15 protein-coding genes are annotated in these 15981 nt (G+C 67.7%); 5 read left to right on the top strand and 10 right to left on the bottom strand.

The window, feature by feature from the left end; genetic code table 11:
• Positions 1-155: 155 nt before the first annotated feature.
• Entirely contained in the window at positions 156-680 is a 525-nt protein-coding gene (locus CF70_RS14220) for a cupin domain-containing protein (RefSeq protein WP_035865479.1), read from the bottom strand.
• A 69-nt stretch (positions 681-749) separates the two neighbouring features.
• On the opposite strand from CF70_RS14220, the gene CF70_RS14215 reads away from it, so the two are divergent.
• The 3 genes from CF70_RS14215 (at position 750) to CF70_RS14205 (ending at position 2716) form a co-directional block, all read left to right on the top strand.
• Complete coding sequence (locus CF70_RS14215) at positions 750-950, top strand: hypothetical protein (RefSeq protein WP_035865478.1); 201 nt, start codon at positions 750-752, stop codon at positions 948-950.
• A gap of 176 nt (positions 951-1126) precedes the next feature.
• Positions 1127-1531 carry a hypothetical protein gene (locus CF70_RS14210; RefSeq protein ID WP_035865476.1) on the top strand — a complete coding sequence of 135 codons (405 nt, stop codon included), beginning with the start codon at positions 1127-1129 and terminating at the stop codon, positions 1529-1531.
• Between the two features lie 198 nt (positions 1532-1729).
• A complete protein-coding gene (locus tag CF70_RS14205) occupies positions 1730-2716 on the top strand; it encodes a VTT domain-containing protein (RefSeq protein WP_035865474.1) in 987 nt (328 codons plus the stop codon).
• Positions 2717-2752: 36 nt separating this feature from the next.
• Here the strand turns inward: CF70_RS14205 and CF70_RS14200 are convergent, their stop codons facing one another.
• The 7 genes from CF70_RS14200 to CF70_RS14170 all read right to left on the bottom strand — a co-directional run bounded on the left by CF70_RS14200 (position 2753) and on the right by CF70_RS14170 (position 10400).
• Entirely contained in the window at positions 2753-3439 is a 687-nt protein-coding gene (locus CF70_RS14200; protein WP_035865472.1) for a hypothetical protein, read from the bottom strand.
• A 120-nt stretch (positions 3440-3559) separates the two neighbouring features.
• A complete protein-coding gene (locus CF70_RS14195) occupies positions 3560-4519 on the bottom strand; it encodes a DUF1177 domain-containing protein (protein ID WP_035865469.1) in 960 nt (319 codons plus the stop codon).
• 210 nt (positions 4520-4729) lie between these two features.
• Positions 4730-5878 (bottom strand): porin, encoded by a 1149-nt coding sequence (locus CF70_RS14190; protein WP_035865468.1) that lies wholly within the window; start codon positions 5876-5878, stop codon positions 4730-4732.
• A 103-nt stretch (positions 5879-5981) separates the two neighbouring features.
• Positions 5982-6737, bottom strand: a complete 756-nt coding sequence (pepE, locus tag CF70_RS14185; RefSeq protein ID WP_035865465.1) for a dipeptidase PepE — start codon at positions 6735-6737, stop codon at positions 5982-5984.
• Between the two features lie 34 nt (positions 6738-6771).
• Positions 6772-7956 carry an aminotransferase class V-fold PLP-dependent enzyme gene (locus tag CF70_RS14180; RefSeq protein WP_035865463.1) on the bottom strand — a complete coding sequence of 395 codons (1185 nt, stop codon included), beginning with the start codon at positions 7954-7956 and terminating at the stop codon, positions 6772-6774.
• A gap of 52 nt (positions 7957-8008) precedes the next feature.
• Positions 8009-9598 (bottom strand): OPT/YSL family transporter, encoded by a 1590-nt coding sequence (locus CF70_RS14175; protein ID WP_152561812.1) that lies wholly within the window; start codon positions 9596-9598, stop codon positions 8009-8011.
• Positions 9599-9665: 67 nt separating this feature from the next.
• Entirely contained in the window at positions 9666-10400 is a 735-nt protein-coding gene (locus CF70_RS14170; protein WP_035865458.1) for an IclR family transcriptional regulator, read from the bottom strand.
• A 199-nt stretch (positions 10401-10599) separates the two neighbouring features.
• Here CF70_RS14170 and CF70_RS14165 point away from each other — a divergent pair, with 199 nt between their 5' ends.
• Positions 10600-13461: a hypothetical protein gene (locus CF70_RS14165; protein ID WP_051648432.1), complete on the top strand. Its 2862-nt coding sequence runs from the start codon at positions 10600-10602 to the stop codon at positions 13459-13461.
• A 6-nt stretch (positions 13462-13467) separates the two neighbouring features.
• On the opposite strand, the gene CF70_RS14160 is transcribed toward CF70_RS14165, so the two are convergent.
• Together CF70_RS14160 and CF70_RS14155 are read right to left on the bottom strand one after the other, a co-directional pair.
• On the bottom strand, positions 13468-14226 hold the full coding sequence (locus CF70_RS14160) for an IclR family transcriptional regulator (RefSeq protein ID WP_035865453.1): 759 nt from the start codon (positions 14224-14226) through the stop codon (positions 13468-13470).
• A 152-nt stretch (positions 14227-14378) separates the two neighbouring features.
• A complete protein-coding gene (locus tag CF70_RS14155; RefSeq protein ID WP_035865450.1) occupies positions 14379-15689 on the bottom strand; it encodes an MFS transporter in 1311 nt (436 codons plus the stop codon).
• A 35-nt stretch (positions 15690-15724) separates the two neighbouring features.
• Between CF70_RS14155 and CF70_RS37790 the strand changes: the two genes are divergently transcribed.
• Positions 15725-15981: hypothetical protein (locus tag CF70_RS37790; protein ID WP_235185040.1), on the top strand; the 257-nt coding region annotated here is incomplete at its 3' end.

Here is a 15981-nt window from a genome sequence, read left to right as displayed (position 1 = left end):
GAATTTAAGCAGCCGAAGCCGAAGCCGAAGCAAAAACTGGTCCTCGGATGTCCAACGTTTGGCGCTCGCTATGCCGTTGTGCCGCAAGAAGCTTCTGGCTTCGCTTTTCGTGGCGCCGACACGTATTTCGTATCTGGAATCCCGGAATGGCAAACCTAGCGCCGCGCAGCCGGCGCGAGCCGCGCGATCAGCGTGGCGTGCCGTGGATGCGTTGCCAGCAGGCTGCCGGTGTCGGCCAGCTCGAACTCGCTGAACTCGAAGCCCGGCGCCACCGTGCAGCCTACCAGCGAGAATCCGGCCGGATCGCTGCGCTCGGCGGCGAACCAGCAGCCGGCCTTGACCACGGCCTGGAAGACCGCGTCGTCATGCGCGAGCGCGTTGCCCAGCCGGTGCGTGGTGAGGCCGCCACCGTCCTCCAGCACGTGTACGTCGAGCGGGCTGCCCGCGTAGAAGTGCCACACTTCGTCGGAGCGGATGCGGTGCCAGGCGGAGTACGCGTTGTCGCACAGCAGGTAGTAGATCGCAGTGGAAGCGGCGTGGGTGGCGGGGCCGCCGATTGTGCCTTCGCGTGCCACGCGCGCCGCATCGCGGTGGGTCTCGCGGTAGTAGCCGCCTTCCGGATGCGGCTGCAAGCCAAAGCGTTGGATCAACTGGTCTTGCGAGGCAGGTTGGGCAGACATGCGGGGCTCCGGGTTTGGTAGGCGCCATGATGCCCGCACGCGGGTGCGACAGGCAACAGGCCGGAACGCATGGCGCCATCAGGCGGTCGCCAGCCGCCAGCCAGATCAGGGCGCGGCAGGATTCGCCGCCGGGCGATCCATGCGCGCGGCGCGCAGCGCTTCGTCGTCGTGCCGGAGCGCCGGATAGACCAGGTAGTGGCCATCGCCTTCGATGACCGGCGGCGACAGGATGGCGGCCGCGTGATGCGGCGCATGGACGGCATGCGCTGAAGCCGCCGGCGCGCGGCTTGCCCGACGTCCGCGCCCGCTACGTTCTTCTTTGCATCCACGCCGCGCTGCGCGGCGTATCTGGTCTAACCGCGCGATTCACGTGCGGCCGGAGCGGCGCGATGCGCTGCCTCCCCGCAAGCCAGCGGCGATCCGCCGATCGCCAGAAGGAGACCATCATGAAGAACCATTGCCTCAAGCTGTTGATGACGTCGGCCGCTCTCGCCGGATTTGCCGCCATGGCGGCTCCCGCACAAGCCACCGGCCCCAAGGACAGCCCCGTGGCGGCGGACCGCTATGGCTACGTTTTCCATGCCTCGCGCTTCAATGTGTACAGCGATGGCGCACGGCTCGACCCGGCCGCGTCCGGCGCCGACGCCAGCCGGACGCGCAAGCCCGATCCGTTCACGGACGGCGCGCAGAAGCTGTCCGGCATGGACCGTACCGGCGTTTCCTCCGACCCGGCACGGAAGGTCGATCCCTTCCTGGACGGCGCGGAAAAGCTGGCCGGCATGGACCGCACCGGCGTTTCCTCGGCTCCCGCGCGCCAGTTCGATACGTTCCAGGACGGCGCCCACGCCTGACGATCGGCACGCTAGCCCCGCGCCCGCGGCATCGCCCGTTCGTTCAGGGTTTTTGACGTTGGCATGCAAGACAACGCACTGCACCGCGCCGCCTTGGTGGCACACTACTGCCTATGCCCGTCGGCGCGAGTGACTCGCTCGCGCCGAATACCTTGAAGGGGCGGAAACAGCGCAGGCGCGCAAGCGCGGGAGATCGGTGTGGGTGAGTTGCAGTCCTTGCTGGAGAGCCACGGCGTCATGCTGGTGTTTCTCAATGTGCTGGCCGAGCAGGCCGGGCTGCCCGTGCCAGCCGTTCCCATGCTGTTCGTCGCCGGCGCGCTCGGCATGCGCGAGGGCGGCCCGGCGCTGGGCGCGGTGCTGGCGGCGGTCATCCTGGCCTGCCTGATTGCCGACACGGCCTGGTACTTCGCCGGCAAGCGCCTCGGGCAGCCCATGCTGCGCACCATCTGCCGGGTGTCGATCTCTCCCGACAGTTGTATCCGCCAGACCCAGTCGCTGTACCTGCGGGTGGGTCCGCGCTCGCTGGTGTTCGCCAAGCTGCTGCCTGGCGCCGGCGCGCTGTCCACGGCCATGGCCGGCATGACGTCCACGCCTTTCCTCGTCTTCCTGTTCTATGACGCGCTCGGCGCGCTGGTGTGGGCCGGCGGTGCGTTGCTGGTGGGCGCGGTGTTCACCGATTTCGTCGAGGTCATCCTGAGCACGTTCAGCACGTATGGCCCGGTGGCCGTGATGGTGCTGGTGGCTGGGTTCGCGGCCTTCGTGGCGTGGAAGTTCTGGCGCCGCGTGCGCTTGCTGCGCCGCACGCGCCTGGTGCCCCGCATGTCGGTAAGCGAACTGGAGGCGCGCCGCCACGGCGATCGCTTTCCGCTGGTCCTGGATGTGCGCAGCGACGCGGCCGAACGCATCCCCGGCGCCATGACCATTGACCTGAACGCACCGCTGGCCTTGCTCTCCGACCATCCACGCACGACCGACATCGTCATCTACTGCGCGTGTCCGAACGAGGTGTCGGCCGCAATCCTGGCAGAGCGGCTCAAGTCCGCCGGTTACGCCAATACCTGGGCGCTGGCCGGCGGCTTCGACGAGTGGAAGCGGCTGCATGGCGAAGTGACACCGGACCCTGCCGAAGATGGCGCCGAGGCGGCGCTCACGCCACACGCGGGCGGTCCTGGCGCATTGCGCTAGTCCGCCGCCAGGCCAGTTGGCCGACGGCCAGACGGGTCAGCAGCCGACCCAGTAGGCGTAGCCCACCAGCCGGTCGCCGAGGAAGTACAGGCGGTACTGGTCGCCGTCGCCATCCAGCGTGTAGAGCGTGGTGTAGGCGAGCTGTTCGAGCGGGTCGCCCTCGTCGCGGTCGGCGGGGCTGCGCACCTTGCCCGGCGCTTCGGCCATCTTCCAGTGCGGGTTCTTGCGCAGGGCCGCGTTGATCTGCGAGAGCGTGGAGGCCGCGGTGATGTCATGGCCTTCGAGCTTGAGCGTCAGCCCGGCCGGAATGCCATGCAGTGCGCGGATCACGGCGTCGCCGCTGCGGCCCACTTCGATCAGCGCATCCGGATAGCGGTAGTCCATCAGCTGCTCTTCATCGAGCGCCGTACCGCATTCTTCCTGGTTGGGCGTGATGTCGGGCGGCTTGCCCCAGGCGGCCTGGACGTCCGCCATGCTGCTCAGCCCGCGCAGGGCCACCAGCGGGCGGGCCAGCGGCGCGGGGGTGAAGACGGGCGTCTCGTCCGGCTGGGCGGCGTCGTCGGCGCGAGCGGCCTGCGCATCCGGGGCAGTTGCCGCCGCGGGGGCGGCCGGCGCCGGTTCATTGCGTTCGCAGCCGGGCAGCGCGGCCAGCGCCGCACAGGCGGCGAGGGTGCACAGGCAGCGGGACAGCGGTTGGCTTTCGGGGTCGTTCAGGCGGAGCATGTTGCAAGAATAGCCGCTAGGGCGGGGACTGCGTCAGGTGCGCAACCATACACCGAAGCGCGTCCGCTGAAAATGCCCGCGTGTGGCCTGCCGCGCATGGGAGCGCCGCCCCGCCGGGTCTCAGCGCGCGGTGCCGGCGCGCTGGAATACTGTCATGTCCGGATAGATCGCGCGGATCTTGTCCCATTCCACTGTGTTGAAGAACTGGCACTTGCCGTTGCCGAAGCGTTTGGCGACTTCCACGCAGAAGCGTACGGCCTCGGCAATGTCGATCTCGTGGTTGGCGCTGGTGGCGCTGCCAGAGACCACCGACTGCGCCGTCAAGGCTACGCCGACGACCGGCGCGCCGGTGGCCACGTGCGGCTGCATGATGCTGTTGAAGTGGTAAAGGCCGTTATGGTAGGGCGTGATGTCCTGCTGCGAGATCGGGAAGGTGACCGCCGGGCAGCCGGTGGTGGACTCCATCGTTGCCACCAGGTCGGGGCTCACGCGCAGGATATAGCCCTGCATGGCCGTCGGCGAGATCGCAAAGCCGCGCTGCTTGATGATGCTGTTGCCCTTGGATGCATCGATCGACAGGATGGCGTCCATCTCCGGCAGCACCTGGTAATCGTTCATGGTGTCGGACGACACCGGCATGCCCATGAAGGGCACCGGATCGTGCGGCTGCATCGACACGTTGGTGGACAGGTGCGTGGTCACGATGACGTCGCCGGCGAGGTGGTCGCCCTTGTGCTTCATCTGCGCCAGCTTGAGCGCCACCGCCAGGCTGCCGATCGGTCCGTCCGCGTCGGATACCAGGCCGACCAGTTCCGGGCGGGCGCCGATGGCGCCGTTACGGCCGATCACGCCGAGCGTGGGTGCTTTGCCGCCGTTACGCTTGCCGTCTTTGCCGGGGATGACGATGGTGATGAAGTCGGTGGTGTTCTCTGTGCTTTCCGGGGGCGCGTTGTTGACGGTGGCGACTTCCACTGTCACGCCTGTGGCGGTGTAGGCGTCGAACAGTTCGCGTATCACCGTGCCGTTGGCGGCGGGGCTGTCGAGGGCTTCGTGGATGACCAGGGTTTGCTGCAGGGACATGGGGTTCTCCTTGATGGGGTTTGGTTGAAGCCAGCTTCAACTTCAACTTCAGCTTCAACATCAACGTCAAAATTCAAAAATTAAAGGTCGAGGTCAACTTCAGGGGCTTGGAGGCAAAGGTGGTTTCACCCCCGGCCGGGGGAGCGGGCGGGCGCTCGCCATGCTTCGCCGTGCGCATCCGAACCTGCGCGACGCCCGCGCACCGCGCCTTTAAAACAAGTGACGCATCCCCAGCATCACCGTCGTCTGGTTGTTCCGTCCATCCAGCGTCTTGCCGCTGCCGCCGGTCCAGTTGGTCGTGCCGTTGCCAAACAACCCCGACCAGTCGCCACGCACCCAGTCATACGCCAGCGCCAGGTAGACATCGGTGCGCTTGCTGAAGGCGTAGTCCGCCACGCCGTAGGCGGTGGTGCGGTTGCCGCTGAAGGCGTCGGCGCGGGTGCGGTCGTGCATCGCGCTGGCGGTCAGCGTGACCGCGGGGGTGACCGCGTAGCTGGCGCCCACGGTGAAGAAATCATCGTGCCGGCTGCCGCCGAACACCGAGTTGAAGGCCGCGCGGTTGGTGGCTGTGGCGGCGGTCGTCATGCTGGTGATGGTGGCGGTGTCGGTGCCGCCCTTGGAGGAATCGAAGCCGGCGTCGCGGTCGCTGTGGATGTAGTTGGCGAACAGGCTGGCGCGGCCCGCCGAGGCTTTCAGTCCCGCCAGGTAGATGCGCGCGGCGCGGCTCATGTTGTCGCGCGTCTGCTGGAAATCGCCAACGGCCACGATCGGCCCCGATGCGTACTTCACGCCGAGCGAAATCGACGACATCGCCGAGCCCTTGCCGGCGGTCTCGCCCAGCGCGTACTCCGCAATTACCGATACCGGGCCGTAGTTGCCGGTGTAGCTGATCGCGTTGTCGTAGCGCTGGCCGGTCAGGTAGACCATCCACGCATTGGACGGCGCGGCGCCAACGCCAAGCGGGTCAACGTAGTACAGCATGGTGTTGGCCGTGGTGTATTGCCGGCCCAGTGCCAGTTCGCCGTAGCGCTTGCTGCCGATCCGCACATAGGCCTGGCGGCCGAACAGCTGGCCCTGCTGGTCGAATTTGCCGGTGTCGGCGAGAAAGCCGTTTTCCAGCACGAAGCCCGCCGACAGGTCGCCCCCCAGGTCTTCATTGCCCTTGAAGCCGAAGCGGCTGCCGGACAGGAAGCCTTCGCCGCCCTGTTGCAGCCCGGTCTGCGCGTTGCCGCTGGGGTCCGAGTGCGTCTGGTAGGTGAGCGCGGTGTCGATGACGCCGTACAGCGTCAGCCCGTCCTGCGCCATCGCGGCGGCGGGCAGGCTCAGGGCGAGCGCGCCCAGCCAGTGCTTGCTTGTCATGTTGTTCTTCTCCTCCAAGGGTAAAAGGGGGCCCGCGCAGGGGTCTGTCGCCCTGCGTCCGGTGCTATTGCGTGTGGGGTTTCGCGCCGCGCGGCGCGGGAGGTCAGGCCCGGAAGTCTTGCCAGCCGTCCATGCCTGCCGGTCCGGTGATGCGCGACAGCGGGAAGGTCTCGCCTTCGCGCAGCGTCTCTGCCTGGCCCTCGGCCGTGAAGTGCAGCGCATGGCGCTCGCCCAGCACCGTGCCGTCGCTGCCATCGGAGAACAGGGCCGAACCTTCCGGCAGCGCGAAGACTTGCTCTGGCGCGTTGATGTGCAGGAACTCGGCGAGGCGCTCTTCGCGGCTTTCGCCGTTGTGGCCGGCGGGTTTGCCGCTGATGAAGTGCGGGTTGACCTGGAACGGCACCAGGCGCAGCGCGCGCAGCGAGGGCGGCTGCACGATGGGCATGTCGTTGGTGGTGCGGATGGTCGGGCAAGCCACGTTGCTGCCGGCGCTCCAGCCGACGTATGGCGTGCCGGCCCGCACCTTGGCGCGGATCGCCTCGACGATGTCGGCGTCGTACATGCGCTTGAGCAGGGCGAAGGTGTTGCCGCCGCCCACCGCGATGGCTTCGGCCTGTTCCACCGCGCGGCGTGCGTCGGCGCTGTGGTGGATGGATTCGAGCGCGTAGCCCAGGCGCTCGAACACCGGTTTGACCATGCCTTCATATGTGTCGAAGCTGAAGGTCACGCCGGCGAAGGGGACGAACAGGACCTTGCGCGGCTCGCGCTTCAACAAGGTGTGGATCTGCGCGTCGGCATGTTCCAGGTAGCCGAGGTTGTCCTTGCGTGAGCTGCTCATCAGCAGGATGCGTTGATTCATGTCAGGTTCCGGTTGTTCAGTCGTGAAGGGAGGCTCAGGCGACGGCGGCGGCGATCAGCTCGGCCACGCGGTCGATTTCCTCATGCGTATTGAAGTAATGCAGAGAGACCCGCGCCATGGTGGAGACGCCGTAGCGTGCCAGGATGGCATCGGCCATGAAGTTGCCCGCTTCGATGATGCATTGCTGCTGTTCCAGCGCGGCCACGATGCGGGCCGGGTCCACGCCGCGCACGTTGAAGGGCACGATGCCGATGCGGTCCGCAGCGTTGACCGGGCCATAGAGTTCGAAGCCGGGGATGGCGGAGAGCTTCTGCACGGCGTACGCGGTGAGGCTGCGCACGCGCGCTTCGATGGCGTCGATGCCGATGCGTTGCGCATAGCCGATGGCGCTGCCGAGGCCGAGGATGGCGGGCACGATGGGGCAGCCGGCTTCAAAGCGGCGCGCGCCCGGCACCAGCGACAACGCGCCGGTGGCGCGGTCATAGCTGCCGTTCCACCAGCCAACGAGCGCAGGCTCGATCGACTCGATCAGCGCGCGGCGTACATAGAGGAACCCCGAGCCCTCGGTGGCGCGCAGCGCCTTGCGCCCGCAACTGGCCAGAAAGTCGCAATCCAGCGCTTGCACATCGGAGCGCAGGATGCCCACGCTTTGCGCGGCGTTGACCAGGGACAGCACGCCGTGCGCGCGCGCCACTGCGCAGATGGCTGCTGCGGGCTGCACTGCACCGGTGGAGTTGGGCAGGTGCGAGAAGGTCAGCAGCCGCGTGCGCGGCGTCACGGCGGCGGCAAAGCTGCCGGGAGACAGCAGCCCCTGTGCATCGGCTGCCACCATCTTCACCACGATGCCGTGGGTCTGCTCCAGGCGCCTCCACGGCAGCAGGTTACTGAGCATTTCCGTGTCGGCCACCAGCACTTCGTCGCCCGCCTGCCACGCGATGCCGCGCGCCACGATGGAGATGCTCTCGGTGGCGTTCTTGGTAAAGGCGATCTCGTCGGCCCCGGCGTTGAGCAGGCCGGCCAGTTGGGCGCGCACCGCTTCCACGCGGGCGTAGGTGGCCTTGCGGAAGGCCGGCAGGTAGATGCCCACGTGGCCGGTATCGAGCAGATAGGCGCGCACCTCGTCGAGCACGGCGTCCGGCGGCAGCGAGGCCGCCGCGGTATCGAGGTAGATGGTGGATGCCGTCAACGGGGTGTCGGCGCGGATTGCTTGGATATCCATGAAACGTCTCGGGGTCGTGCAGGAAAAAGGAGGCTTCTTGCGTTGGCGGCGCTTACTTGCGCAGCTTGGTCACGGAGCCGAAGAAGCTGAACAGCGCATCGCCCGCGATCACGCCGCCGGCGAAGGCGCTCATCGCCGCGATATCGCGCTCGCCCCGCAGGCGCAGCAGCACGAAGCGGATCAGCAGGCCGGCGAGTACCGCCCAGCCGGCCAGCGGCGAGGCGATCAGCATGCCGGTGGAAAGCAGGATGCCGAGCTGGCGCCTGGAGCCGCCCAGCAACTGCAGCAGCGCACCGGGGATCGCCCAGATCACCAGGTTGCGTGCGATCTCTGCGGAGGAGCCGGCCTTGATCGACGCGGCATAGACGCGGTCCACCGGCGGCAGCATGTTCTGTGAAAAGAAGGTCCCGTGGAACACGATCACCACCACCGCGGCGACGGCGAAGCCGATCATGGCGGCGAAGAACTGCTGCTTGCGCCCGGCGAGTTCCGCCTCCATGTCGCGGCCTTCGCCACGCAGCAGGTAGCCGGTCTTCAGGTCGTAGCCCATGTCGGCGAAGGCCGGGCCGGTGGCGGCGGAGAAGCCCACCAGGACCGCCAGCGCGGTCGGCGGGAAGCCGATCAGGATGCCGATGGTCAGCGTGATCAGCGCCACCGCGAAGGCCGGGAACCAGCCCGAATGCATGGCGGCGATGCCGACGATCAGCTCGTGCACATAGGCGGCGAACGCAGCGTACAGCACGAACACCACCAGCATGCCCAGCGACATGTCGGAAACATGGCCGGCCAGCACCGAGATCAGCAGCGCGATAGCCAGGTAGACCAGGAAGCCGCCCGACAGGATGCGGCTGGCGCGCGACGCCGGGACCTCGATGGTGCGCTCGTCGGCGGCCAGGGCGTTGCGCGACTTGTGGATTTCACGCGCGACCTGGAACAGCGCTACCAGCCCGGCGCCGATCATCAGGCCGTGCGGGATATAAGCCTTGGCGATGTCGATGCCGAGCAGCGGCACCGAGTAGCCGCGCGTCAGCAGCCCCAGGCCGAACATGGTCAGCGCGGCGAGGTTGCCGAGAAAGGCCGCGCCAAAGGCCGACATCGGAATGCCGAACCACGCGCCGCCCACGCCCACCGCGATGCCCAGGCCCAGGAAGGCCGCCTTGCGTCCGCCGCGGTCGCCCGCCCAGATCGCCTCTGCCGTGGCAATGCCCGCCGGCCAGGTGCCCGTGGCCGGGAAGATCTTGCTGCCGAACAGGAAATACAGCATGGCGCCATCGACGAACATGGCGATCACCGCGCCAATCAGCATCGGCGTGGCCAGCTCCGGCATGCCCATGGCGTAGGGCACGCCAAGCGGGATCATCAGCGAATTGGCCGCGCCGAAGGTGGCCGAGGAAATCGCTGTCTGCACCAGGTTCTGGCGCTCCAGGACGCGGAAGCGCCGCGTGATTTCCAGCGGGATGCGCGAGAACACGATGGCGATCAGCGCGCCGATGATCGACGTATTGGCCGAGATCCCAAGCGAGACGATCAGTTGCATGCCGATCATCGCGCCGAACACCGACAGCCCTACCGTGACCAGCAGCAGGAAGGGTTCGGTGATGCGCGAGCGGGCGGCGGCCGTTGCCGCCAGGGGTGGGTTCATTGCTGCCGGGGCTTCCATGGTTCTACCTTTCATCATCTGTCCTGCCAGTGTTCTCCGCACGTTTTATTTAGCGGATGAAACCGGCAACCTCCTCGATTGGCCCCTTGGCCCGGCGCATTGCGTCCAGCAGGCGGGGTACGGCCTGTATGTCCAGTCTTTGCAGCGGCCCGGCGATGCCGAGCGAGCCGACCACCGCGCGCCTGTCGCGCGACCACAGCGGTACGGCCAGCCCGGCCACCGTGGCGGCGGCTTCCTCGCGGGTATGCGCCCAGCCGTCCAGGCGGATGCGCGCCAGTTGCGCTTCCAGTGCGTCCACTGCTTCGTCTTTCAAGCCGCCCGCGCGGTACACCTCGCCGCGAAAACCCTCGTCCTGGAAGGCCAGAATGGCCTTGGCATGGGCACCGGCGAACAGCGGGAAGCGCTGGCCCACTTCGATGGAAAAGCGCAGCTGGTGCTGGCTCTGGGCGATATCCGTGCACAGCCCCTCGAAGCCATCGCGCCACGACAGGAAGACGGTCTCGCCGCTCTGCGCGGCCAGGGCTTCCAGGACGGGTTGCACCACTTCGCCGGGAGAGAAGGTGTTGCGGGTTGCCTGGCCCAGTTCCAGCCAGCGCAGGCCCAGGCCATAGCGTCCGGCGGCGTCCTGCACCAGGAAGCCATTGGCGGCGAAGGTGGCGAGCACGCGATGCACCACGGCGTGATGCAGTCCGGCGTGCTTGGCGAGTTCGCGTACGCCCCAGCTTGGCTGGCGCACGGTGAAGTGCGTCATCAGGCCGAGGGCACCGTTCAGGGTCTTGAGCATGGAAGCAGTCGGTGTTGCGGGCTTTGTGTCTCTGTATAAGAGACAGTGTCTCTGTATGTGTAAAATGCTAGGCCTCGATAGGAGGCTGAACAATCAGGGTAAACACCGGGCAGGCAGGCTCCCGGGCACATGGCGTGCGGCCTTCTCCACGCCGTGGCGCCGCCTATACTTGGGCGGGGATCTGCAAGGGAGGATCGGCATGCCAGTCGAAGACCAGGCTTCCGGAGACGAGTTGGCCCGCATCGCGCGCCGGCGCCGGCAACTCGGCATTGCCAGGCGCATCCGCGATGGCGACGGCAACTGGGCCGTGGCCCTCTCCGGCGGCGGGATTCGCAGCGCCACCTTCTGCCTGGGCGTGATGCAGGCGCTGGCCAAGGCGCCGCCGCCGCCGGTGGCCGGCGCGCCCGGCGCGGCACTGCATGACGTGAAGCGAGACGGCGGGCAGGCCGCTACGGCGGCAGCCATGCCGGATGTCATGCAGGACGCCGTGCAGGAAGGCGATGGCCCCGCGCCTGCTCTCACCGCGCCCCCGCCAGCCACGACCGCACTGCTTGGCCAGTTCGATTACCTCTCCACCGTCAGCGGTGGCGGCTACCTCGGCGCCTTCTTCTGCAGCTTGTTCGTGCCCGGCCGCCTGAAACCGGGAACGACGCCGCCCGAGGCCGCCGCGCTTGCCTACCGCACGCTGCGGCAGGAGCCGCCGGGGCGCATCCGCTCCTCGGTGTCCTACGCCGCCGACCCCGGCCGCGCCGCCGTGGCGTGGCTGCGCGAGAACGGGCGCTACCTGACGCCCACCGGCGCCGGCGATTCGCTCTACGCGGCGTCGCTGATGGTGCGCAACTGGTTTGCCATGCAATACGTGATCGGCAGCGCGCTGCTGTTGCTGCTGGCATTGCTGGCCCTGTCCCGCCATCTCGCGGTGGGGACCTGGCTCGACCTGGGCCGGCATGAGATGGACCTGCTGCATGACGCGCGGCAGGTGTTCAACGAGGGCGGCCTGGCGATCTGGTGGAGCGAGTTGCTATGGCTGCCGCTGGCCGCGCTGCTGCTGTTCGCGGTGCCGCCCGGCCTGGCTTACTGGCTGGTCTACCCGCACGCCGGCGACGGGCGGCCGGCGTTGCGCTTCGATAGCCTCGCCACGCGCCTTGCCGCGCTGGCTGGCGTTGCCATGCTGGGGCTGGCCGCCTGGCTGCACAACCTCGGGCCGGGGCTGGTCGTGTCCTGCCTGCTGCTGGCCATCGCGGTGCTGACCTTGCTGGGCGTGGCATGCTGCTTTGTGTTGTGCCGGAGCCAGCCTGCCACCGTGCAGGCCTACCGCGTGCGTGCCACACGCGTGCTGAGCCATGCCGTCGGCGTGGCGCTGTGGCTCGCGGCGCTGGGCGTGGCGGATACCGTGGCGCGTACCTTCTACCTCTACACGCAGGCCACGGGCCATCCGTGGGGCGCGCTTGGTCCGGCGGGGATGCTGGGCGGCCTGGTCTGGCTGATCCGCTATGGCGCGGGCCTGCTCGACGGCAAGGGCAGCGATGGCAAGGGGGGGACGTGGCTGTCGCGGCTGCCGGTGTCGCTGTTGGCCGGCATCGCCGCCGCCGTGGTGGCGTTGCTTGTTTTCGTCATGTGGTCGTGGCTGGTGTTGTGGGTGAGGTGGAATGGGCGCGAGCCGGTCGACTGGCTGGTGTTCGGCACGGGCTACACCGCGCCGGTGCTGTCCGCGCTGAGCGCGCTGGCGCTCGGGCTCACGCTGATTGCCGGGCGTTTTGCCGGCTTCCTGAACCTGTCCACGCTGCAGCAGTTTTACTCGGCCCGCCTGACCCGCGCCTACCTCGGCGGTTCCAACGGCCAGCGCTTCGCGCCCGGCAGCGGGGCGGCACCGGCGCAGCAGCACGCCAGCCAGCGTGCCAGGCTCAGCGTGGCCGAGCCCGAGGCCGGCGATGCGCTCAGCCTGAACACCTACTACGATCCCGCCATGCTGGCGCCGCTGCACCTGATCAACGTCACGCTCAACCTCACCGTGGATCCCGCCGAGCAACTGGTGCAGCGCGACCGCAAGGGCAAGCCGCTGTGCATCGCGCCCGGGCCTTTCATGCTGCCGCCCACGGCCACGCGCGCCGTGCCCGCCGATTCCTTCGTGCGCTTCACCGTGGACGGGCAGTTGTATTACCCGGAGACGCACAAGGCGGGCGGCGGCGAGCTGTCGCAGTCGCGCACGCTCGGCGACTGGATCGCTACCTCCGGCGCGGCGATCTCCACCGGGCTGGGCCGTTCCACCACGCTGGGCACGTCGCTGTTGCTGGGGCTGGCCAACCTTCGCCTGGGCACCTGGTGGCCGTCGTATCCGCTGGATGCCGGCAGCGCGCCGCGCGCCGGCGGCGCCGACCGCGACTGCGTGCAGGCGGACCGTGCCGGGTCGCCCTGGCTGGGCGGCTTTATCACGCTGTTCCGCACCCAGTACTACCTGGCCTGCGAGCTGAGCGCGCGCTTTCATGGCACGCGGCGCGGCTGGCAGTATCTGTCGGACGGCGGCCATTTCGAGAATACGGCCGTGTATGAGCTGCTGCGTCCCGAGCGCGGCGTGACGCTGATCGTGCTGTGCGATTGCGGGGCGGATCCCCAATACCAGTTTGGCGATCTTGCCAACCTGATCCGGCTGGCGCGCATCGACATGGGGCTGGAGATCGTGGTGGATGCCGCGGCTGCCGGCGACGATGTGCTCGGCAGCGCGTTCGGCACGCCGGCGGATTTCCTGCCGTCGGCGCGGCAGGCGTCGAGCGAGAAATGCGCGATCCTGCTGAACGTCTTTCGTGCCGCCGACCCGGCTGCCACGCGCCGGCCGGTATCGCGCATCGTCTTGCTCAAGCCCTGCATGATTGGCTCGGCGCCGGCCGATGTGCGGCAGTATGGCGCCGGCCATCCCGCGTTTCCGCAGGAGCCGACCAGCGACCAGTTCTTCGACGAGGCGCAGTGGGAGAGCTACCGCGAGCTGGGCTTCGCCATTGGCCAGCGCGTCTTCGGCGGCGGGGCGGAGGGCGATGCGGTGGCGCGCGCCCTATGGCTACACTAGGCTCGCTCAGCGTCCGAAGCCCACCACCTCTTCCAGCCGGCGGCTCGCTTCGCGCAGCGCATCCAGCATGCGCGGCACCGATTCCTCGTTCAGGCGTTGCTGCGGGCCGGCAATCGCCAGCGAGCCGACCACCTCGGTGTGGTCGCGCGACCATAACGGCAAGGCCAGCCCAGCCACGCTGGCGGCGGCCTCGCCGCGCGTATGCGCCCAGCCTTGCGTGCGGATCTCGGCCAGCTGCGGCTCGATGACGGCGGGATCGGGCGCGGCCAGCGCGGGCTGCGCCTGGTCGCGGGCATTCTCCAGCACGCGGGCGCGAAAGGCATCGTCCTGGAAGGCTAGGATCACCTTGGCGTGCGCACCGGCGTGCAAGGGAAAGCGCTGGCCCAGTTCGATCGAGAACCGCAACTGGTGCTGGCTCTGGACCATGCCCACGCACAGTCCCTCGTGGCCATCGAGCCATGACAGGAACACCGTCTCGCCGCTCTGCTCGGCGAGCTTTTCCAGCACCGGCTGTACCACTTCCGCCGGCGAGAAGGTCTTGCGTACCACCTGGCCCAGTTCGAACAGCCGCAGCCCCAGCGAATACTTGCCGCTGACCGCGTCCTGCACCAGGAAGCCATTGGCGGCGAAGGTGGCGAGCACCCGGTGCACCACCGCGTGATGGACCCCGCTGTGCTTGGCCAGTTCGCGCACGCCCCAGGTGGGCTGGCGCACGGTGAAGTAGGTCAGCAAGGCCAGCGCGCCGTCCAGAGTCTTGAGAGTCATACGAATTTCCTGCTTTGCATGGGCAGCATGGTACGGATAAGCGGCGTGGGGCTCAATGTCTGCGCGGGTTTTGCCGTGGATTCATGCAAAAACGGCGGACGGCACCCACAGGTGCCGTCCGCCGTTCTCGGCGAAGCGTTCGCCGTACAGCTTTACCGGTTGACCACCTTGGCCGGCATCGCCAGCACCAGGAAGCAGCTCGCCAGCAGGCAGCCCGCGAACAGGATCAGGCCCGCGCTAGGGCTATGGAAGGTGTCCTTCAGCCAGCCCAGCAGGTAAGTGGCCGCAAAGCCACCGAGGTTGGCGATCGAGCAGGCCAGCGCGATGCCGGCGGCGGCCGCGGTGCCGCTCAGGAAGGTCGACGGCAGGCACCAGAACACCGGGAAAGTGGCCACGATGCCCACGTTGGCCAGCGTCAGCATCAGCACGGTGGCGGAGGTGGAACCGGTGACGAAGGTGCTGCCCACCAGGCCGGCGGCGCCCGCCAGGATGGGGATCACGATATGCCAGCGGCGCTCGCGCGTCTTGTCGGAGTGGGCGCCGTTGAGCAGCATCGCGATCACGGCCACCGCGTGCGGGATCGCGGTCAGCAAGCCGATATGCAGCGGGCTCGCCACGCCGGAGTCGCGGATGATGGTCGGCATCCAGAAGCCGATCGAGTACGTGCCCATCAGCAGGCACATGTCGATCAGGCCCAGCATCCACACGCGCTTGTCGGTAAAGGCCGCCTTGAGCGAGTGGCTGCTCTCCACCAGCACGTCGGTGTCCAGGTTGCGCTGCAGGGTGCGCTTCTCGTCAGCCTCCAGCCACTTGGCGTCCTTGATGCCGTTGGGCAGGTAGAAGAACACCATCACGCCCAGCAGCACCGAGGGAATGGCTTCCAGGAAGAACAGCCATTGCCAGCCGGCCCAGCCGTGCGTGCCGGCGAAGGCGGTCATGATCCAGCCGGAGATCGGGCTGCCGATCATGCTGGCCAGGGGCAGGCCCATCATGAACAGCGCGATGATCTTGCTGCGCTTGTGAGTGGGGAACCAGTAGGTCAGGTACAGCAGCACGCCGGGCAGGAAGCCGGCCTCGGCGGCGCCCAGCAGGAAGCGCAGCACGTAGAACTGCGTTGGCGTGTTGACGAACATGGTGGCGCCGGACAGCAGGCCCCACGTCACCATGATGCGGGCGATCCAGATGCGCGCCCCCACCTTTTGCAGCACCAGGTTGCTCGGCACCTCGAACAGGATGTAGCCCACGAAGAACAGCCCGGCGCCCAGGCCGTAGACCGTTTCGCTGAAGTGCAGGTCGTCCAGCATCTGCAGCTTGGCCAGCCCGACGTTGATGCGGTCGAGGTAGGCGGCGAGGTAGCAGGCACAGAAGAACGGGATCAGGCGCCAGGTCACCTTGCGGTAGATGTCTGGCTGCGCTGCCGCGGGTAGCACGCCCGCCGCGCCGTCTTGATACTGATACGACATGTTTACTCCTTTACTGTTTTACCGTTGTCTACCGTGTGGATGTCTTTGCCACCGCTGCCGACGGCTGGGTGCTGTTGCTTATGCAAGCAGCGGGCCAGGGCCTGCGCAGTGATGGATGTTCGATTTTTATGGTTTCCGGCGGGCTGGCCGGGATGTTACGCGCCGTCGTTGTGCGGGGGCGGCACCGCTTTCCTTCATCCGGCACTCATGTAGTGCCTTCTACATTAGCGTTCAGCGTAAGCTACATGAAACAAGCTCGCAAGGGAGCGATGGCGGTTTTCTCCTCGGGGTT

It is taken from the genome of Cupriavidus sp. SK-3 (assembly GCF_000611145.1).
Taxonomy (GTDB): domain Bacteria; phylum Pseudomonadota; class Gammaproteobacteria; order Burkholderiales; family Burkholderiaceae; genus Cupriavidus.
The sequence above is the reverse complement of the archived record's forward strand: the minus strand, read 5'-3'. Positions and strand labels throughout refer to the sequence as shown.